The sequence below is a fragment of the Kitasatospora sp. NPDC028961 genome, from assembly GCF_055564815.1.
In genome coordinates this window covers 42,269-67,370 of the sequence record NZ_JBVHVO010000016.1, presented here as the reverse complement: position 1 = coordinate 67,370, position 25,102 = coordinate 42,269, and the positions used below count along the sequence as shown (strand labels likewise).

Below are 25,102 nucleotides of genomic sequence, written 5' to 3'. Positions count from 1 at the left end.
TGCCCTCAATGGGCAAGTTGACGGCCAGTATCATTCGTTCACGGCTCGTGCACCGATTGGCGACCTCACCGTCGCACCTCGATCAACTCAAGGTGGCATCCACCGCCCGGCGCAGTGCCGCGAAGTCCAGCCCGTGATCGGCGATGATCCTGGCGCCGAGCCCCTCCCCCTCCCGGACCACCCCGAGCAGCAGGTGCCCGACGCCGATGCGGCCGGACTTCAGCCGGAGCGACTCGCGCAGCGACAGCTCCAGCACCTTCTTCGCCCGGGGCGTGAACGGCACCCGCCCGCCCTTGGCGTCGGCCCGGAACCAGCCCCGCCGCCTCGCCTCCGGGCCCTCCGCCGGAGCGTCCAGCGCCCCCTCCCCGAACGCCGACTCGACGGCCTCCCGGACGGCGTCCAGGTCGACCCCGATCGCCGCCAGCGCCTCCGCGTCGTCGGCCCCGCCGAGCAGCCGGCGCACCGCCCGCCGCACGGCGGCGTGGTCCAGCCCCGCCTCGACCAGCACGGCCGCCGACGGATCGTGCGGCATCGCCACGACGGCCAGCAGCAGGTGCTCGGTGCCGATCTGCCCGTGCCGGAGCTGCGCCGCCTCCCGGCCCGCCTGGCCGACCACCTGCCGCGCATCGTCGGTGAAGCGTTCGAACATCGCTCAGCCTCCGTCCTTCTCGCTCGCGGTACCCCCGGCACCCCGCCGGGCGTACTTCTTGTGCACCGCCTGCCTGGTCACCCCGAGACAGACCGCGATGTCCTGCCAGGACCACCCCTGCTCGCGGGCGTTCCCGACCTGCAGGCCCTCCAGGCGATCGGCCAGGTCGCGCAGCGCCCGCACCGCCCGGAGCCCCACCGCGGGATCCCGACTGCTCGCGGCCGCCGCGAGTTCTCCGTTCTCGCTCATACCGTCAACTTAGGTTGACACCCATCGCGTGTCAACCCTGGTTGACAGCTGCCCCGGGATCCGCGGCGCTCCACCGCACGAGCAGCGAGCGCCCGACCGGGCCACCCCGGGTGTCCGGGCAACGCAAAAGGCGGGGCGAGGACCTCGAAAAGGTCCTCGCCCCGCCTCGCGGAACTCAGCCGCTCAGGCTGTCATCCGGCACCGGGCCGGCACGGCGTCCGGATCAGCTGCAGCCGCTGGTGGAGCCGCAGCCCTCGCAGAGGTAGCAGCTGCCGGCGCGGCGCATCTTGGTGCCGCAGGAGAAGCAGAGCGGCGCGTCGGCGTTGAGGCCGAGCTGGATCTCCATCAGCTCCGTCGAGTTGTGGGCCCTGCGCGGGGCCTCGACGGCCGGTGCGGGCTTGGCCACCGGGGCGGCCGGAGCCGCCGGGGCCACCGGCGCGGACTGCGCCAGCGTCTCGGTGTCCAGCTCCTCGGCCTCCAGCGGCTCGTAGGAGCCCGTCTCCAGGTGGCGCTGGCGCTCCTCGACGGAGTGGATGCCGAGCGCGGAACGGGTCTCGAACGGCAGGAAGTCCAGCGCCAGGCGGCGGAAGATGTAGTCGACGATCGACTGCGCCATCCGCACGTCCGGGTCGTCGGTCAGACCGGCCGGCTCGAAGCGCATGTTGGTGAACTTCGAGACGTACGTCTCCAGCGGCACGCCGTACTGCAGGCCGACCGAGACGGCGATCGAGAAGGCGTCCATCATGCCCGCGAGGGTCGAGCCCTGCTTGGACATCTTCAGGAAGACCTCGCCGAGGCCGTCGTCCGGGTAGGAGTTGGCCGTCATGTAGCCCTCGGCGCCACCGACCGTGAAGGAGGTGGTGATGCCCGGGCGGCCCTTGGGCAGGCGCTTGCGGACCGGGCGGTACTCGACGATCTTCTCGACCGCGGCGACCGGGGCCGCCTCGGTCTCGGCCTTCGCGTCGCCGGACTTCTTCTTGGCCGACAGCGGCTGGCCGACCTTCGAGTTCTCGCGGTAGATGGCGAGCGCCTTGACGCCCATCTTCCAGGCCTCGAAGTAGATCTCCTCGACGTCCTCGACGGTCGCCGCGGCGGGCATGTTGACGGTCTTGGAGATGGCGCCGGAGATCCACGGCTGGATCGCCGCCATCATCCGCACGTGCCCCATCGGGGAGATGGAACGCTCGCCCATCGCGCAGTCGAAGACCTCGTAGTGCTCGGTCTTCAGACCGGGCGCGTCCACCACGTTGCCGTGCTCGGCGATGTGGGCGACGATCGCCTCGATCTGCTCGTCCTGGTAGCCGAGGCGCTTCAGGGCGCGCGGCACGGTGCCGTTGACGATCTGCATCGAGCCGCCGCCGACGAGCTTCTTGAACTTGACCAGTGCCAGGTCGGGCTCGACGCCGGTGGTGTCGCAGTCCATCATCAGGCCGATGGTGCCGGTCGGGGCGAGCACCGAGGCCTGGGCGTTGCGGAAGCCGTTCTGCTCGCCGAGGCGCAGCACGTCCTGCCAGGTCTCGGTGGCGGCGGCCCAGACCGGGGCGTCCAGCTCGTCGACCGCGACGGCGGCGACCGAGGCGTCCGCGTGCTGCTTCATGACCTGCCGGTGCGGGGCCGCGTTGCGGGCGTAGCCGTCGTACGGGCCGACCACGCCGGCGAGTTCGGCGCCGCGGCGGTAGGCGGTGCCGGTCATCAGCGAGGTGATGGCGCCGGCCAGGGCGCGGCCGCCCTCGCTGTCGTAGGCGTGGCCGGTGGCCATCAGCAGGGCGCCGAGGTTGGCGTAGCCGATGCCGAGCTGGCGGTAGGCGCGGGTGGTCTCGCCGATCTTCTCGGTCGGGAAGTCGGCGAAGCAGATGGAGATGTCCATCGCGGTGATGACCAGCTCGACGACCTTGGCGAAGCGCTCGGCGTCGAACGAGTCGTCGTCGCGCAGGAACTTCATCAGGTTGAGCGAGGCCAGGTTGCAGCTGGAGTTGTCCAGGTGCATGTACTCGGAGCAGGGGTTGGACGCGTTGATGCGCCCGGACTCCGGGCAGGTGTGCCAGCGGTTGATGGTGGTGTCGTACTGGATGCCCGGGTCGGCGCAGGCCCAGGCGGCCTCGGCCATCTTGCGGAAGAGCTTCTTCGCGTCGACGGTCTCGATGACCTCGCCGGTCATCCGGGCGCGCAGGCCGAATTCGGTGCCGTTCTCGACGGCGGTCATGAATTCGTCGTTGACCCGGACCGAGTTGTTGGCGTTCTGGTACTGCACGGAGGCGATGTCGTCGCCGCCGAGGTCCATGTCGAAGCCCGCGTCGCGCAGGGCGCGGATCTTCTCCTCCTCCTTCACCTTGGTCTCGATGAAGGCCTCGACGTCCGGGTGGTCGACGTCCAGCACGACCATCTTGGCCGCCCGGCGGGTGGCGCCACCGGACTTGATGGTGCCGGCGGAGGCGTCGGCGCCGCGCATGAAGGAGACCGGGCCGGAGGCGTTGCCGCCGGAGGAGAGCAGTTCCTTGGAGGAGCGGATCCGGGAGAGGTTCAGGCCGGCGCCGGAGCCGCCCTTGAAGATCATGCCCTCTTCCTTGTACCAGTCGAGGATCGACTCCATGGAGTCGTCGACGGCCAGGATGAAGCAGGCGCTGACCTGCTGGGGCTGCTTGGTGCCGACGTTGAACCAGACCGGCGAGTTGAAGCTGAACACCTGGTGGAGGAGGGCGTAGGTCAGCTCGTGCTCGAAGGTCTCGGCGTCACCGGGGGTGGTGAAGTAACCGTTCTTCTCGCCGGCGGCGCGGTAGGTGAGCACCACCCGGTCGATGATCTGCTTGAGGCTCCACTCGCGCTGCGGGGTGCCCACGGCGCCGCGGAAGTACTTGGACGTGACGATGTTGACGGCGTTGACCGACCAGAAGTCGGGGAACTCCACGCCGCGCTGCTCGAAGTTGATCGAGCCGTCGCGCCAGTTGGTCATGACGACGTCACGCCGCTCCCAGCGGACCTCGTCGTAGGGGTGTACGCCAGGGGTGGTGTGGATGCGCTCGATCCGCAGGCCGCCCTTGGGGGCCTTGCCGGCGCCCTTGGTCACGGTCTTGTCGGACTTCGACCCGCGTGCGGAACCGCTCGTGGTGTCTGTCACTTCTCGCTCCTCCTCCTGGGCAAACGCCCAAAGTGCCCCGAAAAGTCCGGGCACCGCTGGTTCGTCTTCCGGTGTGCGGACAGGCGACGACCTGCCTGTACCCGCACGGTTTGTGGTGTTCTGTGCACCGTTTCCGGGCACGCCTCGACCCCGAGGGGCCGGTATGGCTGATGTGGCTGATGTGGCTGATGTGGGACGAAAGGCCCCGAGGGGCCGGTGGTGCGGAGCCGGCCTCCTAGGGCGCGGCGGCGGCGACGGGCACGCAGGCGCCGTCCGCCTCGGGGACGGGCCGCTCGGCGCGGAGCTCCGCGATGGCGGCCTCGAAGTCTTCCAGTCCGTCGTACGCCTGGTAGACGCTGGCGAAGCGCAGGAAGGCGACGACGTCGAGTTCCTTGAGCGGTCCGAGTATGGCCAGCCCCACGTCGTGGGTGGTCAGCTCGGACTTGCCGGTGGCCCGCACGCACTCCTCGACCTTCTGACCGAGCTGGGCGAGCGCGTCCTCGGTGACCGGGCGACCCTGACAGGCCTTGCGGACTCCGGAGATGACCTTCTCCCGGGAGAACGGCTCGGTGACGCCGCTGCGCTTGATGACCATCAGTGCGGCCGTCTCCACCGTGGTGAAACGGCGGCCGCAGTCCGGGCACTGCCGGCGACGGCGGATCGAGCTGCCGTCTTCGGTGGTCCGGCTGTCGACGACGCGGCTGTCGGAGTGCCGGCAGAAGGGGCAGTGCACCTGAAGATCCCTCCCGGGCAGGACGTGCGGACTGGTCGAGTCTATGCGATGAGGACCCGGCACCGCCAAGCGGATCATGCGACGCGACCACTAGTACTGGGCCCGGAGAGGACTGTAACCACTACATGTGGGTCCACGGGGGAGGCGACACCCCTGGCGTGTCGGCGCCGATTAGACTGCCGGAGTCGCGTTCGAGTCGAACATTTAAGCGATGTACAACAAAGCCTTGATCGAGTCAGCCAACTCCCGAATAATTCACTCGAACGTGTGTTTGGCGCAACCTTTCGATAGGAGGTGCCGTTGGGCTGGAAAAGGGGAGAGGACAGCCGTCGAGAGGGGCCGCCGTGAACACGATCGAAAGCAACACCATCCCGGTGCAGGAACACTCCCAGCTCAAGGTGGGGCAGCGCACCACGAATCAGCAGAGTGTGGACAGCATGGACCGTAGCGAAGAACACCGCCTCTCCGGCCAGGCCATTTCCCATCCGGGCCGCGTTCCCGACCAGCCGATCGAGCACGCCGCCGTGCTGGACGACAGCCACCCGGTCCCCGCGCGCTCGCTGCCCGGCCGCCCCCCCGGCATCCGGACGGACGAGGCCGGGCTGACCGAGCGCCAGCGGCGGGTGATCGAGGTCATCCGGGACTCGGTCCAGCGCCGCGGCTACCCGCCGTCCATGCGGGAGATCGGCCAGGCCGTCGGCCTGTCCAGCACCTCGTCGGTCGCCCACCAGCTGATGGCCCTGGAGCGCAAGGGCTTCCTGCGCCGGGACCCGCACCGCCCGCGCGCCTACGAGGTCCGCGGCGTCGAGGTGGCCCGCCCCAACACCGCCGAGACGGCCGGGCGTCCGTCCACCTCGTACGTGCCACTGGTCGGGCGGATCGCCGCCGGCGGCCCGATCCTGGCCGAGCAGACGGTCGAGGACGTCTTCCCGCTGCCGCGCCAGCTGGTCGGCGAGGGCGAGCTGTTCGCGCTGACCGTGCGCGGCGACTCGATGATCGAGGCCGCCATCTGCGACGGCGACTGGGTGACCGTCCGCCGCCAGCCGGTCGCCGAGAACGGCGACATCGTGGCCGCGATGATCGACGGCGAGGCGACCGTGAAGCGCCTCAAGCGCGAGGACGGCCGGATCTGGCTGATGCCGCACAACCCGGCGTACGAGCCGATCAACGGTGACAACGCGACCATCCTGGGCAAGGTCGTCGCCGTGCTGCGCCGCCTCTGAGCCGCCCGGTACGGCGCCCACCGGGAAGGGGCTCCACCGCACGGTGCGGGGAGCCCCTCCGGTGTGCCCGGGCGGCGGCCGCCTCTCGGGGCGACCGACGCCTCAGCCCCGCTTGACCACCGGCCGCACCGGCGCCGCGGAGGCGTCGATCGCCGCCAGTGAGCGGCGCACCTGGTTGCGATCGGTGGTGTACCAGAACTCCGGCATCGAGGAGCGGAAGAAGCTCCCGTACCGCTTGGTCTCCACCCGCGGGTCCAGCACCGCCACCACACCGCGGTCGTCCGCCGCGCGGACCAGCCGGCCCGCGCCCTGCGCCATCAGCAGCGCGGCATGGGTGGCCGCGACGGCCATGAAGCCGTTCCCGCCGCGCTGTTCGACGTCCCGCTGGCGGGCGCTCATCAGCGGGTCGTCCGGGCGCGGGAACGGGATCCGGTCCATCACCACCAGCTGGCAGGCCGAGCCGGGCACGTCCACGCCCTGCCAGAGCGAGAGCGTGCCGAACAGGCAGGTGGTCGCGTCCGAGGCGAACTCGCGGATCAGCTCACCCAGGGTGTCCTCGCCCTGGAGCAGGATCCGGTTGTCCAGCCGCTCGCGCATCGCCTCGGCGGCGGCCTGGGCGCCACGCATCGAGGAGAACAGGCCGAGCGTGCGCCCGCCGGCCGCGCCGATCAGCTCGGCGAGTTCGTCCAGCATGTCGGGGCGCTCCGGGTCCCGCCCCGGGTCGGCCAGGTGCCGGGCGACGTAGAGGATGCCCTGCTTGGGGTACTTGAACGGCGAGCCGACGTCGATGCCGCGCCAGTGCGGCACCGCGTCCTCGCCGAAGGCGGCCTCGGGGGCGTCGCCCTCGGTGCGCTGGTCCGGCAGCCGGGTCTCCGAGGGCAGGCCGACCGAGGCGGCGACGCCGGTGAAGTCCCCGCCGAGCTTCAGCGTGGCGGAGGTGAGCACCACCGAGCGCTCCTTGTAGAGGCCCTCCCGCAGCAGCCCGGAGACGCTCAGCGGGGCGACCCGCAGCGAGGCGGTGCCCAGGCCGTACCGGTCGCTGCGCTCGATCCAGACCACGTCGTACTCGGAGTCGGCCAGCAGCCGCTCGGCCGTCTCGTGCAGCGCCTCGGCGGAGGCCATCGCCTGCTTGCGCACCGCGTCCTCGTCGGTGAGCGCCTTGTCCCGCGTCTCGCCGAGCGAGGTGATCACCTGCCGGCTGGCGTCCCGGATCGCGGTGACCGCGTACGCCAGGTACTCGGGCAGCTCCTCGACCCGGCCGGGCTGGGCGGTCTCCATCAGGCCGTGGTAGTTCTCCGCGGCCCCCTGGAGGGCGTCCACCGCCTTCTCGTTCGCCAGCCTGGCCGCGCGCTTGACCGCCCGGTTGACCGCGCCGACGGTCAGCTCGGCGGTGGCCGCGCCGGTGACCCGGTTGACCAGCTCGTGCGCCTCGTCGACGATCAGCAGCTCGTGCTCCGGCAGCACCGGCGCGCCCTCGATGGCGTCGATCGCCAGCATGGCGTGGTTGGTGACCACGACGTCCGCCAGCTTGGCGCGCTCCCGCGCCTTCTCGGCGAAGCACTCCTGCCCGTACGCGCAGCGGGTGGCGCCCAGGCACTCCTTGGAGGTGACCGAGAGCTGGGCCCAGGCCTTGTCGGAGACGCCGGGGCTCATGTCGTCCCGGTCGCCGGTCTCCGTCTCGTCCGCCCACTCGCGCAGCCGCAGGACGTCCTGGCCGAGCTTGCCGGTGGGGCCGCCGAGGGCGTCCACCGGATCGAAGAGGCCCTCGCCCTCCTCGCTCGGGGTGCCCTCGTTGGCCCGGTGCAGGCAGAGGTAGTTGGAGCGGCCCTTGAGCATCGCGAACAGCGGGCGGCGGCGCAGCACCGGGTGCAGCGCCTCCACCGTCCGCGGCAAGTCCCGCTCGACCAGCTGGCGTTGGAGCGCCAGGGTGGCCGTGGCGACCACCACGCGGTCCCCGTGGGCGAGGGCCGGCACCAGGTAGGCGAGGGACTTGCCGGTGCCGGTGCCGGCCTGCACCAGCAGGTGCTCGCCGTTGTCGACGGCGTCGGCGACGGCCTCGGCCATCCTGACCTGGCCGGGGCGCTCGACGCCGCCGACGGCGGCCACGGCGGCGTGCAGCAGCTCGGGGAGCTGGGCCCGCGGGACGGCCTCGACCGCGCCGGCGGCGGCCGACCCGTCGGCCTCGTCGTCGGCGGGGAGCTGGGATTCGGAGTCGTTCGTCATGACCCACCCAGCCTACGGGGCGGGGGTGACAATCCGGTCCCGCCGGCCGTGCGGCACCGCGGCTCCCGCGGCGGCCAGCGCGTTGGGCACGGTGCCGTGCCGGGCCGCGTGCGGGCGGTGCGGGCGGTCCCCGTAACCGTCCAGCAGCAGCCGGTTCCGGTTGAGGCAGAGCCGGTCGATCCGCGGGCGGAACAGGTCGAAGAGCTCGAACCGCTCGCGCAGCTCGGGGAAGCGCTCCTGGTAGCGCAGGATCTCGGCCCGCAGCAGGGCCCAGAACTGGGCCTCGGGCAGTCCGGTCTGCGCCTCCAGCAGCGGGGCGAGGTAGCGGTAGACGCCGATGAACAGGCCGGAGTGGAGGAACTGGCAGAGGCCCTGCGGGTCCTCGCGCAGCAGCACCCCGGCCACCTCGGCGGGCAGCTCGCGCAGCTCGGGCAGGTCCTGGTCGCTCAGGTTGACGTCGTCGACGAAGTCCTTGACCGCGAGCCGGGCCGGGGCGTCCCGCTCGTCGAACACCACGATGGCGTTCTCCCCGTGCGGGGAGAAGACCAGGCCGTACCGGTAGAGGAAGTGCAGCAGCGGCGGGAGCATCGCCGCGAACAGCCGGGCGGTCCACGCGGCGGGGGTGAGGCCGGAGCGGGCGATCAGCTCGGCGGCCAGCGCCCGCCCGTCGGAGCCGGTCTGCAGCAGCGCCGCCAGGGTGCGGGCGCGCTCGCCGCCGTCCAGGCAGGGGCCGAGCGGCTCGCGCCAGATCGCGCCCAGCAGTTCCTTGTACTGGTAGGGCGCCTCCGGCAGCTCCCGGTAGAGCGGGTGGTCGACGGTGACGGAGGCGATCTCGCCGAGCAGCACGATCCGGCACTCGTCGCGCAGGAACGGGTCGGCCTGCCGGATCCCGTGGATCCAGGCGGTCACGGCGGGCGCGGCCAGCGTGCGCTCGGTGGGCAGGCCGCGCCAGACCAGGGTGTTGAGGATGGCGAGCGGCAGCTTGACGGTGCAGCGGTCGGGCCGGCTCCGGTTGAAGAAGGAGCGGATGGACTGCTGGGGCAGCCGCAGGTCACCGTCGGTGGGCAGCGGGACGATCTCACCGCTCGCGATCCACGGGGCGAACAGCGGGACGACGGTCTCGTCCCACTGCCAGGGGTGCACCGGCAGCAGCAGGTAGTCGTCGGCGTCCGGGCCGAGGACGGCGCGCAGGGCGGCGGGGTCGTCGAGCTCGCGCGCGTACAGCTGCTCGGGCTCGGCGACGCCGGGAACGCCTCGGTACTGCGCCAGCCGGCGGTGCACGGCGATCCAGGGCAGTGGTCGCGGGGTGCGCGCCTCCGGGGCCCAGCGGGCGGCGTCGGTGGCGGAGAAGCCGAGCCGGCCCTTGTTGGGGACGATCCAGGGGTGCCCGCCCTGCCGGCCCTCCAGCTCGGGGTGGCCGAGGTCGGCGAGCTCGGCGGCGGTGAGCGCGGTGGCGAGCTGGTGGGCGTCGGCGATCAGGGTCGCGGTGAGTTCGCGGATCAGGTGGCCGGTGGTGTCGCCGCGCAGCCCGAGGGTGTGCCGGGCGTAGGGGAGGAAGCGCAGCGGGTCCAGGCCGTCCGGCCGGGAGCAGCGCACCGAGTCCGGGACGACCTGCCAGCCGCCGTACGCGCCGCGGCCGGCGGTGAAGCGGTACTCGGCCTCGGGCAGCCGGAGCAGGTAGCCGTCGGGGCCGTCGGGGACGGGGGTGATCAGCTCCTCGTAGGCGAACTCGCCGAGCATCTTGGCCAGCAGCGTGCGGCCGGCCCGCTGCCAGTGCCCGGCGGTGAGCTGCGGGGGCAGGTACAGCGGGGGTTCAGCGGCCGGCGGTTGCGGCACGGGTCCACTCCTGGGGTCGCGGAACGGCGGGGACGTCCGCGGTGGCGGGGACGTCGCCCATGGCGGGGGCGGCAGGGCCGGTGGAGCCACCGGGGGTGGCGGGGGTGGCGGGGGTGACGGGTGGTGCGAAGCCGGTCCAGGCGGTGCGTTCGGGCAGCCGGTGGACCGTCCGGCCGGCGACGGCGTTGAGGATCACGGCGGCCCGGTGGGCGCCGAGCCCGAGATCGGGAGTGCCGACGCCATGAGTGTGCAACTCGGCGTTCTGTACGTACAGTCCGCCGACGAGGTCGGGCAGCGTCGCGACCCGGTGGTCGAGGTCGACCCGGTAGCGCCCGGCCGCGTCCCAGTCGATCAGGTGGGCGAGCGGCTCCAGGGCGGCCGGGCGGGCGGCGCGGTACCCGGTGGCGAGCACCACGGCGTCGGTGCGCAGCACGTGCTCGACGCCCGAGTCACCGTGCCGGCAGCGGAGTTCGAGACCGCCGCAGGGGCCGGGCCGGGCGTCCGTGACGGCCGTGCCGGGGGTGATCTCGACCGGGGCGTCGTCGATCGGCCGGCCGATGGTCCGCTCGTACAGGTGGTCGTGGATCTCGGCGAGGGTCTCGGCGCTGGCGGCCTTGTGCAGTTGCCACTGCGCCTCGACCAGGGTGTCCCGGACGGGCCCGGGCAGGCCGTGGAAGTAACGGGTGTAGTCGGGCGTGAAGTGCTCCAGCCCGAGCTTGGAGTACTCCATCGGCGCCAGCGCCCGGGTGCGGGTGAGCCAGCGCAGCCGGACGCCCTCCCCCACCCGGCGCAGCAGGTCGAGGAAGACCTCCGCGCCGGACTGCCCGCTGCCGACCACGGTGATGTCGCGCGCGTCGTCCAGGGTCGCCCGGCGGTCCAGGTAGTCGGCGGAGTGGAAGGCCCGGGGGTGGCCGTCGAGGGCGGTGAAGGCCTCGGGCAGGACCGGCCGGGTGCCGACGCCGAGGGCGAGGTTGCGGGCGTGCACCTCGGTGCGCCGGCCGGTGGCGGTGTCGCGGAGTTCGGCCCGGTACAGCGCGCCGTCCCGGTGCAGCGCGGTGACCTCGGTGCCGAAGCGGCAGTTGCCGAGCCGCTCGGCCGCCCAGCGGCAGTAGTGGTCGTACTCCCGGCGGGGCAGCTGGAAGCGCTCGGCGAAGTAGAACGGGAAGAGCCGGTCCTGCTCGCGCAGGTAGTTGAGGAAGGACCAGCGGTTGGTCGGGTCGACCAGGGAGACCAGGTCGGCGAGGAAGGGGACCTGCATCCGGGCCCCGTCGACCAGCATCCCGGGGTGCCAGCGGAACTCCGGGCGCTGGTCGCAGAAGAGCGTGCGCAGGCCCGGGGCGGGTTCGGCCAGCGCGGCGAGCGAGAGGTTGAACGGGCCGATGCCGACGCCGAGCAGGTCGTACGGCGCGGGCGGGGCTGCTGGGGTGTCCATGGAGTCGGAGGTGTCCTCGGCGGGGTCGGTCGCGGGCGGGCGGCGGAGGGGGCGCGGTCAGGCGGCGGGCGGCCGGGCGGCGGGGGCTCGGTCCGGCGGCACCCGGCCCGGCCGGTCCGGACCGCGGTCGCGGACCATCAGCGCCGCGCGCTTGTCGGGCAGGTCGAGTTCGACGGCCCGGGTGAAGCCGGCCCGCTCGAAGGCACGGATCGAGCGCAGGTTCCGGACGTCGGGCTCGGCGACCACCCGCCGGCAGCGCGGCCGCGCCCGCAGGATGCGGTCGGCCAGCGCGGCGAGCAGGGTCGCGCCCAGGCCCCGCCCCCGGCAGTCGGCGGGGCCGAGCAGCAGGTGGACGCCGGTGTCGTGGGGCCGGGCCGGGTAGTGCGCGGCGAGCGGGTCGAGGTCGGCGCGGTAGATCTCCCAGTAGCTCATCGGGGCGCCGTCGAGCAGCCCCAGGCGGGGCAGGCTGCGGCCGTCGCCGTCGAGCTGGGCCCGCAGGTGCCGTTCGGTGACGGCGGGCGGCCCGGCGAGCTCCCAGAAGGCGGCGGTCTCGGGGTCGTTCATCCACCCGGCGAGCAGCTCCAGGTCGGCGGGCAGCCGGACCGGGCGGAGCCGGAACTCCCCCGCGCCGGTGGCCATCGGGCCCCGGCCGGTCACCCCGTCGGGGCCTTCGGCGGACACGCCGTCGGAGCCCTCACCGGAAACGTCCTCAAGGCCTTCACCGGTACCGCAGCCGTGGTCGGAGCCGCTCGCGCGGGAGTTCACGCGCCGGCCACCGGGTTGGGGATGTCGACGTAGACGGACTGCGTGGCCACCGGCCCGACCAGCTCGTCCAGGCCGTTGATCCGGGTGAGCAGGTTGGCCTTGCAGGGCAGCGTGGCGGCGTCCAGCAGGAGCGCGGGCAGCGCGGACCCGGTGGCCGCGACGCGCGGTCCGGACAGGAAGCCGCGCAGGGCGGCCAGCAGCACCGACTCGTCGGCCAGCCGCTGCGAGCCGAAGGCGCCGATCAGGCCCAGGACGTGGTTGATCCCGAGGTAGTAGGCGAAGTGGTGGTCGATCACCTCGTCGGCCAGGAAGGTGTCGCTCCGGGCACCGAGCCCGGGCAGCCGGGCGGTCAGCCGGTCGGCCGCGCTCTGCCGGTAGTAGAAGCCCTGGTTGTCCCGGTAGCGGCCGCCCTGCGGCCACCCGTCGGCGTCGAGCAGGACGAGGCTGTTCTGCTGGTGCGCCTCCAGCGCGATGCCGGCCTGGCCGTCCAGCCAGAGCACCGGCAGGACGACGGCGTCCAGGTAGCGCAGGAACCATTCGGCGGCCACCGTGGGCAGCGGGCGTCCGCAGCGCGCGGCGAGCGCGCGCAGGGTGTCGCCGAGCCGCGACGGTACGGTGTCGCCGGTGCCGAGCGGCTGTTCGGCGACCAGCCCGGCCACGCAGAGGGCGCGGTCGCCCGGGGCGAACGGCTGGGCGCGCAGCACGGTGTCCAGGCCGCCGGGGTCGCCGAGCGCGGGGTGGTCGACGCCGATCCAGGCCGGGTCGCGGACGATGTCGAAGCCGGGGTGGACGGCCCGCCACTCGGCGGCCAGTCCGGTCTCCAGCAGCCGGTGCATCTCCAGGCCCCGGTGGAGCTCCTTGCGGAGGTTCTCCCGCCGGGAGTTGGTGATCCGCAGGCCGAGCGAGAGCTTCAGCATCCAGGGCGTGCCGGGCCGGTAGACGGTGCGCACCGAGGAGGTCGGGTACCAGGGGTCACCGGCCGGGCCGAGGTCGCGCAGCCGCCCGGCGGCGAGCAGTTCCGCGACGGCCGGGCGCAGGGCGAGCTCGCGGGCCTGCCAGGGGTGCAGCGGGAGGGCGGCCGTCCCGGGCGGCACCAGGGTCGGGTCGCCGAGCAGGTGGGCGGTGATCCGGTCGGCGCTCTCGGTCACTGCCGAACCGGCCGCGAGCAGGTCACGGTCGACGGCGTACCAGTGCAGCCGGAAGGAGCCGTGGAGCTCCGGGGAGTACGCGGCGCTCTGCGCGGGCCCGAGGCCGTCGCGGCTCTTGGGCGTCGGGTGCAGCGGGTGGCCCAGCAGCAGGGACTGCTCGGCGGCCAGGAACTGCGAGCCCTCCGGCCCGCCGGGGGCGGCGGCGGTGCGGCGGTGGGCCAGGATGTCGGCGGTGCGGACCACCGAGTCGGCCACCCGGGCGGCGAGGTCGGCGACCTGGCCGGGGTCGGGGCGGGCGGCGGCCGCGGCGGCGAGCAGGGCGGCGGCGGTGACGGCGTCCACCGGGGCGGCGGCGGTGCCCTCACCGACCGCGAGGGTGGCGGGGCCGAAACGGTGCCAGCCGGCCGGTGACCAGTAGCGGACCGGGGCGAGCAGCCGGGCGGCGCCGCCGAGTACGGCGATCCGCAGCCGCCCGTCCGCCCCGGGTACCGCCCCGGTCTCCCGGGCCCAGCACCGCAACAGGGCCTCCAGACCGGCCTGTTCGGCGGCGACGGCCGGGTCCGGATGGAGCAGCGGGTCGGGCGGCACCGGGCGGGCCGCGGCCGGCCGGACCCCGGCGGGCTGGACCGGGGCGGGGTGGCGCGTCGGGGCTTCGGGCGGGGCTCCGGTGACGGCGGTGCTCAAGGCTGCTCCTTGTGGCGCGTGGGGTGCGGACGCGCGCTGGTGGTGGAGAGGGTGTGGCGGGCGCTCGCACCGTCGCGTCAGGTAAGGGTTAGCTATCCCTGAGGGGTGATCACAAGGGCTGCTCACTCGTCCGAGTGAAGAGCGGTGAGAGTTCAACACTCAGGAGGGAGGACCTGCCGTGCCAACGAGCCAACCGGGCGTTCGTCACAGATCGGTGACCTCCGGCCGCCGTCGCAACCCGGGGGTCGGCCCGCGCCGTCCTGGTGGCCAGTGGGAGACTCCAAGGCGGTCGGCCGCCGCCGCACAGGACCAGCAGGGGGAAGCGAACACCATGCCATCGATCCACCGGTCAGCCATGGCCGCGGCCCTCGCCGCCGCAACGCTGCTCGTCGTGACGGCCTGCGGGCCGGACGGCCCCTCCGGCGGGGGCACCGCCGCCCCGCCGCCGGCCCCGGCGAGCGGCAGCGCCACGACCGCCGGGGGTGGCGGCGTGATCGGCGGCGGTGTGATCGGCGGCCTGACCCTGCCGTCGGGCATCCCGACCAGCCTGCTGGAGGGCCTGCCCACGAGCTGGGACGACCTGAAGAAGTGGAAGTTCGAGGACTGGGACAACTGGGCCTCCAAGCACGTCTTCAACAACCCGGTGGTGAAGGACTTCTGGAACCCGGACAAGATGGGCGACTCCAAGCCGGCCGACCCGGCCCCGCCCACCGCGAAGCCGACCGGCGACGCCGGGGTGACCGATCCGGACCCGGCCCCGGTCAAGGCCACGCCGGTGACCCGCCCGTACACCAAGCAGCCGTCCGGCAAGGTGTTCTTCAGCGCCGACGGCGGTCGCGGCAACTGCTCGGCCACGGTGATCGCCGACCCGGCGCACCCCGGCAGGAGCAACCTGGTCTGGACCGCCGGGCACTGCGTGCACCCGGGCAAGGGCGGCGACTTCTACAAGGACCTCGTCTTCGTCCCCGCCTACAACAACTCCGGTGCCTCCAGCGGCGGCAAGAAGGCCCCGCTCGCTGAGCTGGCACCGCTGGGCACCTGGTGGGCCAAGGACGTGGTGACCTCGCCGCAGTGGACGGTCGAGGGCGGCGGCACCGGTGACGCCGCCAACCAGTACGACTTCGCCGTGATGCGGGTGCAGAACCAGAACGACACCGGCAAGTCGCTGGAGGAGACGGTCGGCGCGGCCGTCCCGGTCTGGTTCGACGCCCCGCGCGACCGGATCTCCGCCTCGGCCTGGGGCTACCCGCTCTACAAGCCCTTCGACGGGCAGGAGTTGTACAAGTGCGACGGCGGGAAGCCCACCCGGCTCTCCTTCGACGCCAAGCGCCCGGCGATGCTCACCATCGGCTGCACCATGACCCAGGGCTCCAGCGGCGGCGGCTGGTTCGCCCCGATGCCGGACGGCCGGACCGCCCTGGTCAGCAACACCTCCATCGGCACCCAGGACCACACCTCGCTGAGCGGCCCGTACCTGGAGACGGTCGCCAAGCAGGCCCTGGACTACATCTCCAGGAAGCAGAAGTAGCCGCCACCGCGCCGAAGACCACACGGGGACCGATCACCATGCCGAAGACCAGGCACCGCACCGCGCCGGCGGCCGCCGCCGTACTCGCCGCGCTCGCGCTCACCGCGACCGCCTGCGGACCGGAGGAAGCGGGCAGCGCCGACGCCGCGTCCACCCCGGCCACGACCGCCGCCGCCACCGCCGCGTCCGCCAAGCCGGGCGCACTGCCCGGCAGCCTCCAGGACCTCGCCGGCTGGAAGCTCGACGACTGGGCCCGCTTCGTCAGCGAGAACGCCTTCGTCAACGAGGTCGCCCAGGGCTTCTGGTCGATCGCCAAGATGGAGAACGCCAAGGGCCGGCCCACCCCGGAGTACTCGCACAAGAGCCCGGGGAACACGGTCGTCCGGGACGACCCGCCGGCGGCCGTCCCGGCCAGGCCGCAGCCGCACCCGTACAGTCCGGCGACGGCGGTGGTCGGCAAGATCTTCATGACCGCGCCCGAGGGCGACTCGATGTGCTCGGGCACCGTGGTCTCCGACCCGGCCAACCCGGGCCGCAGCAACCTCGTCTACACCGCCGCGCACTGCCTGCACGACGGCAAGGGCGGCGGCTGGCTGAAGAACATCGTCTTCGTCCCCGGCTACAACCGCGACGGCCAGGCCAGCCGGGGCAGGCAGTACACCGAGCAGCAGGTCTCCCCGTACGGGCGGTGGACGGCGGTCCGCGCGCTGGTCGCGCCGACCTGGGTGAAGGAGACCGGCGTCGGCCCCAACTCCCAGTTCGACTACGGGATCATCCGGGTCCGCAACGAGAACGGCTCCGGCAAGTCGCTGGAGGAGACGGTCGGCGGCTCCGTCCCGATCTGGTTCAACGCCCCGCGCGAGCAGATCACCTCGGCCTTCTCCTACGGCTACCCGGCCGAGCGGCCGTTCGACGGCATGGAGCTCAACCACTGCGACTCCACCGTCCGGCCGGTGAGGCTCTCCTTCGACCAGGCCCGCCCGCCGATGTACGTGATCGGCTGCACCATGACCGGCGGGTCCAGCGGCGGCGGCTGGTTCATCACCAAGGACGGCAAGCCGAACCTGATCAGCGTCAACTCGATCGGCAACCGCAACCCGTCCGAGTACATGGCCGGCCCCTCGCTCCAGGACCAGGCGAAGCAGGCCTTCGACTACTTCTCCAAGAACGCCAAGTAGGACGCGCCCGGTCCCCGGGAACGACGACGGGCCCCGGCCTCCCGCGGGGGGAGGCCGGGGCCCGTCGGCTGCCGGTGCTCAGCTCTGCGAGCTCAGCGCGACCGCGTAGCGCTCCAGCTCGGCGGCCAGCTCGGCCGGCACCTTCGCGTGCAGCAGGGTGCCCTCGGCGGTGTGCTCGGTGGAGAGCAGCTCGCCCTCGGCGTGCACCCGGGAGACCAGGCCGCCCTGGGTGTACGGGACCAGCACCTGCACCTCGATCGCCGGGCGCGGCAGCTCGTCGTCGATGAGCTTCAGCAGCTCCTCGATGCCCAGGCCGCTGCGGGCCGACACCACGATGGCGTGCGGCTCGCGGCGCAGCAGGCGCTGCAGCACGAGCGGGTCGGCGGCGTCCGCCTTGTTGATCACCACGATCTCCGGCACGTTCTGTGCCTCGACCGAGACGATCACCTCGCGGACGGCGGCCAGCTGCGTCTCCGGCTCGGGGTGCGAGCCGTCCACCACGTGCAGGATGAGGTCCGCGTCGGCGACCTCCTCCATGGTCGAGCGGAACGCCTCGACCAGGTGGTGCGGCAGGTGCCGGACGAAGCCCACGGTGTCGGCCAGGGTGTAGAGCCGGCCGCTCGGGGTCTGCGCCCGGCGCACCGTCGGGTCGAGGGTGGCGAACAGCGAGTTCTCCACCAGCACGCCCGCGCCGGTGAGCCGGTTGAGCAGCGAGGACTTGCCGGCGTTGGTGTAACCGGCGATGGCCACGGACGGCACCTGGTGGCGCTTGCGCTCCTGGCGCTTGGTGTCGCGGCCCTTCTTCATGTCGGCGATCTCACGGCGGAGCTTCGCCATCTTCTCGCGGATCCGCCGACGGTCGGTCTCGATCTTGGTCTCACCGGGACCACGGGTGGCCATGCCGCCGCCGGACGAGCCGGAGCCACCACCACCCATCTGCCGGGAGAGCGACTGACCCCAGCCCCGCAGGCGCGGCAGCATGTACTGCATCTGCGCGAGCGAGACCTGCGCCTTGCCCTCACGGGACTTGGCGTGCTGGGCGAAGATGTCCAGGATCAGGGCCGTCCGGTCGACGACCTTGACCTTGACGACGTCTTCCAGGTGGATCAGCTGGCCCGGGGTGAGCTCACCGTCGCAGACCACGGTGTCGGCGCCGGTCGCCGCGACGATGTCGCGCAGCTCCTTGGCCTTGCCGGAGCCGATGTAGGTGGCCGCGTCGGGCTTGTCGCGGCGCTGGATGACGCCGTCCAGCACCTCGGAACCGGCGGTCTCGGCGAGGGCGGCGAGCTCGGCCAGCGAGTTCTCCGCCTCCTCGACGGTGCCGTCGGTCCAGACGCCGACGAGCACCACGCGCTCCAGACGGAGCTGGCGGTACTCGACCTCGGTGACGTCCTGGAGTTCGGTGGAGAGGCCGGCGACACGGCGCAGGGCGGCTCGCTCGCTGCGGTCGTACTGGTCGCCGTCGTAGTGGTGGTCGAGGTCCTCGTCGATGGCCGCGAGGTCCTCGTCCATGAGGGCTTCCGCCCGCAGACCGTCGAAGCGGCGCGGGGCGTCGGCGTGGTCGCGGGTGTCTGACGTGGAGGTCATTCTGTCCTTTGGCTGCAGGAGTGGGACGGCCTGTGGGCGCGACCGTGCACAACGGTCTCACCCGGAGTCTGCCCAGCTGCCGCCCCGTCTACCGCTCGGGCGAGTCGTGAGCTACCCCTCAGGGCCACGGAGCCCACTGGGACTCTTGTGTTCAGTGTCCAGTGAACGCCGCGGACCGGCCGTGAATTCCCCATGATGGTCGCACGCCGGGCGCCGACGGGTCATCCCCATTTCCCTGCGCGGACACCGGCGCGGACACCGGTGCGGACACCGCGCCGGAGACCGGCTCGGGCGCCGGGCCCGGCGCCGGGCGGGTCGCCGCCCCGGCCGCGGCCGCCGGGGTGCGGGCGCCGCCCCCCGCCGGGGCGTACGGCCGGCCCACGTCGTACACCCCGGAGACCCGGAGCATCGCCCGCAGCACGGCGGGCAGCGCGCCCGGCTCGGGCAGCTCCACGGTGTAGGTGTGCCGCACCCGCAGCTCCTGCGGCGGCTCCACCTCCGCCGAGACGATCCCGACGCCCTCCCCCGAGATCGCCGCGGTGAGGTCCGCCAGCAGCCGGGGCCGGTTCAGCGCCTCGGCCCGCAGGGTGGCCCGGTAGCCGGACGGCGGCGCGGCGCCGGGCCGCCAGCGGACCTCCGGGGTGCCCCGCCCGTCCGCCCGCATCCGCTCGCCGGCCGGACAGCCGGTGCGGTGCACGGCGACCGCGCCGCCGCGGATCGCGAAGCCGCTGACCTCGTCCGGTGGCACCGGGGTGCAGCAGCGAGCCAGCCGGACCGGCGCCCCGGGCCGGCCGACCACCGTGACCGGGGCCTCGCCGCGCTCGGCGGTGCGGTGCGCGGGCGGTGCCGGCTGGCCGGCCGACGGCCCGGTGCGGACCACCGGGACGCGCGGCGGGTGGTCCGCCAGCCATCGCTCGATGGCCAGCCGGGCGGCCGGCGTACGGGCGTGCGCCAGCCACTCGGGCGCCGGGCCGGACGGGCGGGCGGCCGGATCGCCCTGCTCGGTGAGGATGGCCACCCGGTCGCCGTCCTGGAGGACGGTGGAGAGCGCGGTGAGCCGGCCGTTGACCCGGGCGCCGATACATCGGTGGCCGGTCTCCTCGCCGAGCAGGTAGGCCGCGTCGACGCAGCTGGCACCGGCCCGCAGCTGAAGCGTTTCGCCGGCCTCGGTGACGACGGTGATCTCGCGGTCCCCGGCGAGGTCGGCGGTCAGCGCGGACCAGAACGCGTCCGGATCGGGCGTCTCCTGCTGCCACTCCAGCAGCCGGCTGAGCCAGCCGGGTCTGGCCGGGTCGGTGCGGTCCAGCTCGTCCGCGCCCGGCTCGGTGCCGGGCTGGCGGGGGTCGCCGAGGGCCACCACCCCGGTCTCGGCGATCTCGTGCATCCGCCGGGTGCGGACCAGCACCTCGACCACCTCGCCGCCCTCCAGCGCCACCGCGGTGTGCAGCGACTGGTAGAGGTTGAACTTGGGAGCGGCCACGAAGTCCTTGAACTCGCCCGGCAGCGGTGTCCAGCAGGTGTGCAGTTCGCCGAGCACGGCGTAGCAGTCCGCGTTCTCCTCGACCACCACCAGCACCCGGCCGAAGTCGGCGGGCTGGGGCCCCTGCGGCCGCCCGTCCGGCCCGGCGGCGGCGTCCCGCTTGAGCAGGACCCGGTGCAGCGAGACGCAGTGCCGCGGCCGGACGGTGACCTCGGCGGCCACCCCGGCCTCGGCGAGCTGGCGGCCCAGCGCCAGGGCGAACGGGGCGAGCAGGGCGTCCGGGTGGTCCTCGCGGCCGGCCAGCAGCGCCCTGGTCCGGGCGTACTCCTCCGGGTGCAGGGTGGCGAAGACGATGTCCTCCAGCTCCGCCTTGAGCACCTGGATGCCCAGCCGCTCGGCCAGCGGGATCAGCACGTCCCGGGTGACCTTGGCGATCCGGACCCGGCTGGCGGGCTTCATGTGCCGGATGGTGCGCATGTTGTGCAGCCGGTCGGCGAGCTTGATGACCATCACCCGGACGTCGTCCCCGGTGGCGACCAGCATCTTGCGGAAGGTCTCCGCCTCGGCCGCCGCACCGAAGTCGACCTTCTCCAGCTTCGTCACCCCGTCGACCAGGTAGGCGACTTCGGGCCCGAAGCCGGCCCCCACCTGGTCCAGCGTCAACTCGGTGTCCTCCACGGTGTCGTGGAGCAGCGAGGCGACCAACGTGGTCGTCCCGGCGCCGAGTTGGGCCAGGATCATGGTGACGGCCAGTGGGTGGGTGATGTACGGCTCGCCGCTCTTGCGCTTCTGCCCGCGGTGGCTGGCCTCGGCGAGCCGGTAGGCCCGGCCGAGCAGGCCGAGGTCGGCCTGCGGGTGGTGGCGGCGGTGGGCCTGCACCAGCGGTTCGAGCGCGTCCGGCACCGGCGTGCGGCCGGTGGCCAGCAGGGCTGCGCGACCGGCCCGGCCGAGGGCGGCCCGGCCGAGGCCTCCCAGGGGCCGCTTGGGCCCGGCCTGCCGTGCGGACGTCGGCTGCCCCGCCAGGGGCTGCCCGGCTTCGATGGTCATCGGCACCTCCGGCAGCGGTCACCGGGAGCATTGGCCGACCCGGTGGTCCATGCTACCGAGCAGAGCACGTTCCGCGACGCCCTGCTCCCCGTCGGTCATCGGGATCACCCGAACGGGGGGATTCATCACCGCACGAAATGGGCAAACCGGCCGCACTGCCAGGGCCTGTTCGAACCGGACCTACCGGTGGGCGGTGGCGAGCCACCCCGGGTCGAGCTCGCCGCGGGCCACGATGACCGCCGGACCGGTCTTCTCCACCCGGCCGTCCGGGTACTCGGTGATCATCAGCCGGCCCCCGAGCACGTCCACGGTGTAGGTGACGGCCTCACCGGTGACCGCCGGGTCGACACCGTCCCGCCGGGCGGCGGCCACGGCGACGGCGCAGGCCCCGGTGCCGCAGGAGCGGGTCTCGCCCGAGCCGCGCTCGTGCACCCGCATCGCGACGTGGCGCGGACCGCGGTCCACCACGAACTCGACGTTGACGCCCTCCGGGTAGGCGTTCGCGGGGCTGGTGAGCGGCGCGCTCAGCAGGTCGCCGGCCTGGTCGAGGCTGTCCACGAAGGCCACCGCGTGCGGGTTGCCCATGTTCACGTTGCGGGCCGGCCAGCGCCGCTCGCCGACCGCCACCTCGATGCCGTCCGGTCCGGGCAGCACCGCGCGGCCCATGTCCACGGTCACCTGACCGGGCGTGCCGTCCCCGGCGTCCGCGCCCACCCGCACCCGCCGCACGCCGGCCCGGGTGGCCACCGCCAGCTCGCCCGGCTCGGCCAGCCCGGCCTCGACCAGGTAGCGGGCGAAGACCCGGACGCCGTTGCCGCACATCTCGCCGATCGAACCGTCGGAGTTGCGGTAGTCCATGAACCACTCGGCCCGCTCCGCCTGGTCGGCCGCGACCGGGTCGGCGGCCGAGCGCACCACCCGCAGCAGTCCGTCCCCGCCGATGCCGGCCCGGCGGTCGCAGAGCGCGGCGACCGCCTCGGGGCCGATCGTCAGCAGGCCGTCCGGATCGGGCACGATGACGAAGTCGTTCTGGGTGCCGTGCCCCTTCAGGAAGGGCAGGCCGGCGGGGGTCACGGAGGATTCGCTCACCCTCCCGATCATACTGAGCGGGCCCGCTCCGCAGCGCCGCGGACCAGCAGGCGGACCGCGCCCGCCGAGGCGGCGGGCGGTGGGTCAGCGCAGGTGGACGACCCGCCACAGCGCGAGCGCGCAGGCGACCAGGGCGACCAGGGTGTAGATCACGATCGCCTTCCACCCGGCCCGCCGGCCCGAGCCGCGACGCGGCAGCCCCGGCCACTTGTACCCGGCGTGCCGGGCGGCCATCGCGCCCCAGCCGACCGAGGCCGCGGTGAGCAGCAGGCCGAGCATGCCGACCATCGCGGAGCCGGCCCCGGCCGAGCCGAAGGCGAGCGGGAAGGCGAACATCAGCGAGCCGGCGGTGCCCAGCAGCGCGATCGGCAGGGTCTGCCACCAGCGCAGCCGGCGGCGCGGCCGGATCTCCCGCTCGTGCACCGCGCCGGCCGGGGCGCTGGTGTCCAGGGCGGGCAGCGCGAGCGCGTAGGAGGTCGGTCCGTCGAGACCCGCCAGCACCGGCAGGTCCGGCAGGGAGGAGGCGTCGGGGCCGTCGGCCTGAGCCGTGGCGCTCCCGCTCTGACCGCTTTCGGGGCCGGTACCCGTCGACACGCGGCCTCCCCTGACAGTTCGACACGAGTGCGGACTCGCGGCCGGGCAACGGTCGACCCGCCCGGGGCCGACCCTTATGGCATCGATGATGGCATGTCCAGGAGGGCGTTCCGGGCCTGACCGGGGCCATCGGGTGATCCGTGGCCATGACGTGATCCGGCCGTAACCGCGGGTTCGTCCTGCACGCCCACCTGCGCGCGCAGCTGCACCGCCGGATTGGCCGGATCCCGTCCACGGGCCGTCCGATTACTGACGCCCGATCAGCTCCAGTGAGCGGGAGAGCAGCTCGGCGGGGTCGGCGCCGGCCGGCCGGGAGAGCCAGTGGATCCGGTCGTCGCGCCGGAACCAGGACTCCTGGCGGCGGGCGAACCGCTTGGTGGCCCGGACGGTCTCGGCACGGGCCTCGTCCTCGGTGCACTCGCCGGCGAAGTGGTCCAGCACCTGCTGGTAGCCGAGCGCCCGGGAGGCCGTCCGGCCCTCACGCAGGCCGAGCCCCTCCAGCTCCCGCACCTCGTCCAGGAGTCCGGCCCGCCACATCCGGTCGACCCGCAGGGCGATCCGCTCGTCCAGTTCGGGCCGGGGCACCGCGACGCCGATCTGGACGGCGTCGTAGACGGCGGTGTTGCTCGGCAGGTTGGCGGTGAAGGGCTGCCCGGTGATCTCGATGACCTCCAGCGCCCGGACGATCCGCCGGCCGTTGCCGGTCAGGATCGCCTCGGCGGCGGCCGGGTCCAGCTCCGCCAGCCGCCGGTGCAGCGCGTACGGGCCGGCCTGCGCCAGCTCGGCCTCCAGCCGGGCCCGGACCTCCGGGTCGGTGCCGGGGAACTCCATCTCGTCGATCGCCGCCCGGACGTACAGGCCCGAGCCGCCGACCAGGACCGCGGTCCGGCCGGCCGCGAGCAACCGGTCGATCTCGGCCCGGGCCAGCCGCTGGTACTCGGCGACGCTGGCGGCCTCGGTGACGTCCCAGATGTCCATCAGGTGGTGCGGGACGCCCTCGCGCTCCGCCAGGGTGAGCTTGGCCGTGCCGATGTCCATGCCCCGGTAGAGCTGCATCGAGTCGGTGTTGATCACTTCGCCGCCCAGGGCCCGGGCGAGGGCGACGGCCAGGTCGGACTTGCCGGCGGCGGTCGCGCCCACCACCGAGACGACGCGCGGCGGGGCGGCATGGGGCTGGACGGTACGGGAGCTGCTCACCGGACCAGTCTCGCAAAACCGTCGCCGCGCCGGTGACCTCCCCGTCCGTCCGGCCCCACCGGGCGACGATATGAGCGGTTCCGGCCGTTTTCACCGGGCTGCGAACGGTTCGGCCACGACGGACGTTGAGCAGGAAACAGAGAGGAACGGTGAGACCACGATGGGTCTGATGGACAACCTCAAGGGCAAGGCCGGCGAGCTCAAGGGGAAGGCGAGCGAACTGGCCGGCAAGCACAGCGAGCAGATCGAGCAGGTGGTGGACAAGGCCGGCGGCGCGATCGACAAGGCGACCAAGGGCAAGTACAGCGACAAGATCGAGCACGGCGCCAGCAAGGCCAAGGGGGCGGTCGACGACTTCGCCCACAAGCCCGGCGACCCGGGCGCTCCGGGCGCTCCAGGGGCTCCCGGCGCTCCCGGTGCCGGCGGCCCGTCCGCCTGATCCCGGCCCGCTCCCGGGCCGCTCGCCGGCCCGCTCCCCGGGCCCGGTCTCAGCTCCAGGACGCGACGAAGTACCCGACCCCGTACGGCGCGTCCCGGTAGCCCAGCCGCGCGGTGAGGCCGGCGCCCCCGGCGGCGCCGGCCAGCACCTGCCAGGGGGCCCGGCCCTCGGCCAGCAGCTCGCCGGCCAGGCCCGGGTCGACGGCGGCCAGCGCCGCCGTGTCCGCCGAGCCCAGCGCGTCCGCGATCACCGCGTCGAAACCCTCGGCCCGCTCGTCCAGGTAGCCCGGCGCCTTCAGCGAGCGGCAGGCGCTGCCGTCGCCCATCACCAGCAGCCCGACCCGGTCGGCCAGCCCGGCCAGCCCCTGGCCCAGCCCGAGCATCCGGTCGGCGGGCGCGTCGGCGGGCACCGCGCAGGCGTGCGTCGGCACGGTGGCCCCGGCCCGCTCCAGCAGCCAGGCGCCGACGGTCAGCGCGGGGCTCAGCTCCGGCCCCTCGACCCGGCCGGACGGCAGCTTGGCCACCAGCGGCACGCCGTACCGGTGGAAGGAGCCCGCGCCGCCCTCGGTCCAGACCTCGGGCTCGGGACCGGTCCCGACCACCACGACCAGCTCCGGTCCGGCCGCGAGCAGCGCGGCGAGCGCCTCGTCGCAGGCCGCGCGCAGCGGCTCCAGCTCGGCGGCGGCGCCGGCGGCGACCTCCGGGACGAGCAGCGGCGGACAGGGGCAGACGGCGGCGGCAACCAGCATGTGGATCACTCTAACGAAGAAGGACGGCCGTTCGGCCGGGGACGACGGCGGGCCGGGGGGGGGGGGGGGGCCCCGCATCAACCCCAAAAAAGCCCGCCTAGCCCCATCCCCACCTCCCCCCCCCCCGGGCCACCCACCAAGAGATGAAGTCGCAATGG

Annotated in this window: 18 protein-coding genes and 1 pseudogene; 4 read left to right on the top strand and 15 right to left on the bottom strand. The window is 73.6% G+C overall.

The window, feature by feature from the left end; genetic code table 11:
* Positions 1-82 precede the first annotated feature (82 nt).
* From ACZ4UX_RS24880 to nrdR, 4 genes are all read right to left on the bottom strand, one after another.
* Complete coding sequence (locus tag ACZ4UX_RS24880) at positions 83-649, bottom strand: Clp protease N-terminal domain-containing protein (RefSeq protein WP_465708281.1); 567 nt, start codon at positions 647-649, stop codon at positions 83-85.
* A gap of 3 nt (positions 650-652) precedes the next feature.
* Positions 653-898, bottom strand: coding sequence for an RNA polymerase subunit sigma-70 (locus ACZ4UX_RS24875; protein ID WP_329489840.1), 246 nt, complete (start codon positions 896-898; stop codon positions 653-655).
* Between the two features lie 223 nt (positions 899-1,121).
* Positions 1,122-4,013, bottom strand: coding sequence for a vitamin B12-dependent ribonucleotide reductase (locus ACZ4UX_RS24870; RefSeq protein ID WP_352294728.1), 2,892 nt, complete (start codon positions 4,011-4,013; stop codon positions 1,122-1,124).
* 235 nt (positions 4,014-4,248) lie between these two features.
* A complete protein-coding gene (nrdR, locus tag ACZ4UX_RS24865; protein ID WP_329489838.1) occupies positions 4,249-4,746 on the bottom strand; it encodes a transcriptional regulator NrdR in 498 nt (165 codons plus the stop codon).
* Between the two features lie 551 nt (positions 4,747-5,297).
* Between nrdR and lexA the strand changes: the two are divergent.
* A pseudogene (lexA, locus tag ACZ4UX_RS24860) lies at positions 5,298-5,969 on the top strand (transcriptional repressor LexA); the annotation flags it as partial.
* Between the two features lie 102 nt (positions 5,970-6,071).
* On the opposite strand, the gene ACZ4UX_RS24855 reads toward lexA, so the two are convergent.
* Genes ACZ4UX_RS24855 through ACZ4UX_RS24835 form a run of 5 tightly spaced genes read right to left on the bottom strand, consistent with a single transcriptional unit; the run spans position 6,072 to position 14,057 of the window.
* Positions 6,072-8,192: an ATP-dependent DNA helicase gene (locus ACZ4UX_RS24855; RefSeq protein ID WP_465708280.1), complete on the bottom strand. Its 2,121-nt coding sequence runs from the start codon at positions 8,190-8,192 to the stop codon at positions 6,072-6,074.
* Between the two features lie 12 nt (positions 8,193-8,204).
* Positions 8,205-10,028: an IucA/IucC family protein gene (locus ACZ4UX_RS24850; protein ID WP_465708279.1), complete on the bottom strand. Its 1,824-nt coding sequence runs from the start codon at positions 10,026-10,028 to the stop codon at positions 8,205-8,207.
* Complete coding sequence (locus tag ACZ4UX_RS24845; RefSeq protein ID WP_465708278.1) at positions 10,006-11,460, bottom strand: lysine N(6)-hydroxylase/L-ornithine N(5)-oxygenase family protein; 1,455 nt, start codon at positions 11,458-11,460, stop codon at positions 10,006-10,008. The genes ACZ4UX_RS24850 and ACZ4UX_RS24845 overlap by 23 nt, the downstream gene beginning before the upstream one ends.
* Positions 11,461-11,517: 57 nt before the next feature.
* The gene (locus ACZ4UX_RS24840) at positions 11,518-12,225 is read right to left on the bottom strand and encodes a GNAT family N-acetyltransferase (protein WP_465708277.1); all 708 of its coding nucleotides are present in this window, start codon (positions 12,223-12,225) and stop codon (positions 11,518-11,520) included.
* Complete coding sequence (locus tag ACZ4UX_RS24835) at positions 12,222-14,057, bottom strand: IucA/IucC family protein (protein ID WP_465708276.1); 1,836 nt, start codon at positions 14,055-14,057, stop codon at positions 12,222-12,224. Before ACZ4UX_RS24835 ends, ACZ4UX_RS24840 begins: the two co-directional genes overlap by 4 nt.
* A 331-nt stretch (positions 14,058-14,388) precedes the next feature.
* Here ACZ4UX_RS24835 and ACZ4UX_RS24830 point away from each other — a divergent pair, with 331 nt between their 5' ends.
* Both ACZ4UX_RS24830 and ACZ4UX_RS24825 read left to right on the top strand, forming a co-directional pair.
* Positions 14,389-15,585 carry a trypsin-like serine peptidase gene (locus ACZ4UX_RS24830; RefSeq protein ID WP_465708275.1) on the top strand — a complete coding sequence of 399 codons (1,197 nt, stop codon included), beginning with the start codon at positions 14,389-14,391 and terminating at the stop codon, positions 15,583-15,585.
* Between the two features lie 38 nt (positions 15,586-15,623).
* Positions 15,624-16,763 (top strand): trypsin-like serine peptidase, encoded by a 1,140-nt coding sequence (locus ACZ4UX_RS24825; RefSeq protein WP_465708274.1) that lies wholly within the window; start codon positions 15,624-15,626, stop codon positions 16,761-16,763.
* Positions 16,764-16,841: 78 nt separating this feature from the next.
* Here ACZ4UX_RS24825 and hflX read toward each other — a convergent pair whose 3' ends face one another.
* The 5 genes from hflX to miaA form a co-directional block, all read right to left on the bottom strand.
* Positions 16,842-18,350 (bottom strand): GTPase HflX, encoded by a 1,509-nt coding sequence (gene hflX / locus ACZ4UX_RS24820; protein WP_329489832.1) that lies wholly within the window; start codon positions 18,348-18,350, stop codon positions 16,842-16,844.
* A 151-nt stretch (positions 18,351-18,501) separates the two neighbouring features.
* Positions 18,502-20,877 (bottom strand): RelA/SpoT family protein, encoded by a 2,376-nt coding sequence (locus tag ACZ4UX_RS24815; RefSeq protein ID WP_465708273.1) that lies wholly within the window; start codon positions 20,875-20,877, stop codon positions 18,502-18,504.
* A 180-nt stretch (positions 20,878-21,057) separates the two neighbouring features.
* On the bottom strand, positions 21,058-21,978 hold the full coding sequence (gene dapF / locus ACZ4UX_RS24810) for a diaminopimelate epimerase (RefSeq protein ID WP_465708272.1): 921 nt from the start codon (positions 21,976-21,978) through the stop codon (positions 21,058-21,060).
* A 72-nt stretch (positions 21,979-22,050) separates the two neighbouring features.
* Positions 22,051-22,560 carry a hypothetical protein gene (locus tag ACZ4UX_RS24805; protein WP_329489829.1) on the bottom strand — a complete coding sequence of 170 codons (510 nt, stop codon included), beginning with the start codon at positions 22,558-22,560 and terminating at the stop codon, positions 22,051-22,053.
* A 246-nt stretch (positions 22,561-22,806) separates the two neighbouring features.
* Entirely contained in the window at positions 22,807-23,757 is a 951-nt protein-coding gene (miaA, locus tag ACZ4UX_RS24800; protein WP_465708271.1) for a tRNA (adenosine(37)-N6)-dimethylallyltransferase MiaA, read from the bottom strand.
* 169 nt (positions 23,758-23,926) lie between these two features.
* On the opposite strand from miaA, the gene ACZ4UX_RS24795 reads away from it, so the two are divergent.
* Entirely contained in the window at positions 23,927-24,196 is a 270-nt protein-coding gene (locus ACZ4UX_RS24795) for an antitoxin (RefSeq protein ID WP_380393505.1), read from the top strand.
* A 49-nt stretch (positions 24,197-24,245) separates the two neighbouring features.
* On the opposite strand, the gene ACZ4UX_RS24790 is transcribed toward ACZ4UX_RS24795, so the two are convergent.
* Positions 24,246-24,944: a class III extradiol dioxygenase subunit B-like domain-containing protein gene (locus ACZ4UX_RS24790; protein WP_329489826.1), complete on the bottom strand. Its 699-nt coding sequence runs from the start codon at positions 24,942-24,944 to the stop codon at positions 24,246-24,248.
* Positions 24,945-25,102 lie beyond the last annotated feature (158 nt).

What these genes read in the sequence shown, in the direction of transcription:
- ACZ4UX_RS24830 (WP_465708275.1), top strand. Translation starts at nt 14,389, where the DNA reads ATGCCATCGATCCACCGGTCAGCCATGGCCGCGGCCCTCGCCGCCGCA.
- ACZ4UX_RS24795 (WP_380393505.1), top strand. Translation starts at nt 23,927, where the DNA reads ATGGACAACCTCAAGGGCAAGGCCGGCGAGCTCAAGGGGAAGGCGAGC.
- ACZ4UX_RS24880 (WP_465708281.1), bottom strand. Translation starts at nt 649, where the DNA reads ATGTTCGAACGCTTCACCGACGATGCGCGGCAGGTGGTCGGCCAGGCG.
- ACZ4UX_RS24790 (WP_329489826.1), bottom strand. Translation starts at nt 24,944, where the DNA reads ATGCTGGTTGCCGCCGCCGTCTGCCCCTGTCCGCCGCTGCTCGTCCCG.
- ACZ4UX_RS24855 (WP_465708280.1), bottom strand. Translation starts at nt 8,192, where the DNA reads ATGACGAACGACTCCGAATCCCAGCTCCCCGCCGACGACGAGGCCGAC.
- ACZ4UX_RS24875 (WP_329489840.1), bottom strand. Translation starts at nt 898, where the DNA reads ATGAGCGAGAACGGAGAACTCGCGGCGGCCGCGAGCAGTCGGGATCCC.
- ACZ4UX_RS24825 (WP_465708274.1), top strand. Translation starts at nt 15,624, where the DNA reads ATGCCGAAGACCAGGCACCGCACCGCGCCGGCGGCCGCCGCCGTACTC.
- ACZ4UX_RS24815 (WP_465708273.1), bottom strand. Translation starts at nt 20,877, where the DNA reads ATGACCATCGAAGCCGGGCAGCCCCTGGCGGGGCAGCCGACGTCCGCA.
- hflX (WP_329489832.1), bottom strand. Translation starts at nt 18,350, where the DNA reads ATGACCTCCACGTCAGACACCCGCGACCACGCCGACGCCCCGCGCCGC.
- dapF (WP_465708272.1), bottom strand. Translation starts at nt 21,978, where the DNA reads ATGATCGGGAGGGTGAGCGAATCCTCCGTGACCCCCGCCGGCCTGCCC.
- ACZ4UX_RS24845 (WP_465708278.1), bottom strand. Translation starts at nt 11,460, where the DNA reads ATGGACACCCCAGCAGCCCCGCCCGCGCCGTACGACCTGCTCGGCGTC.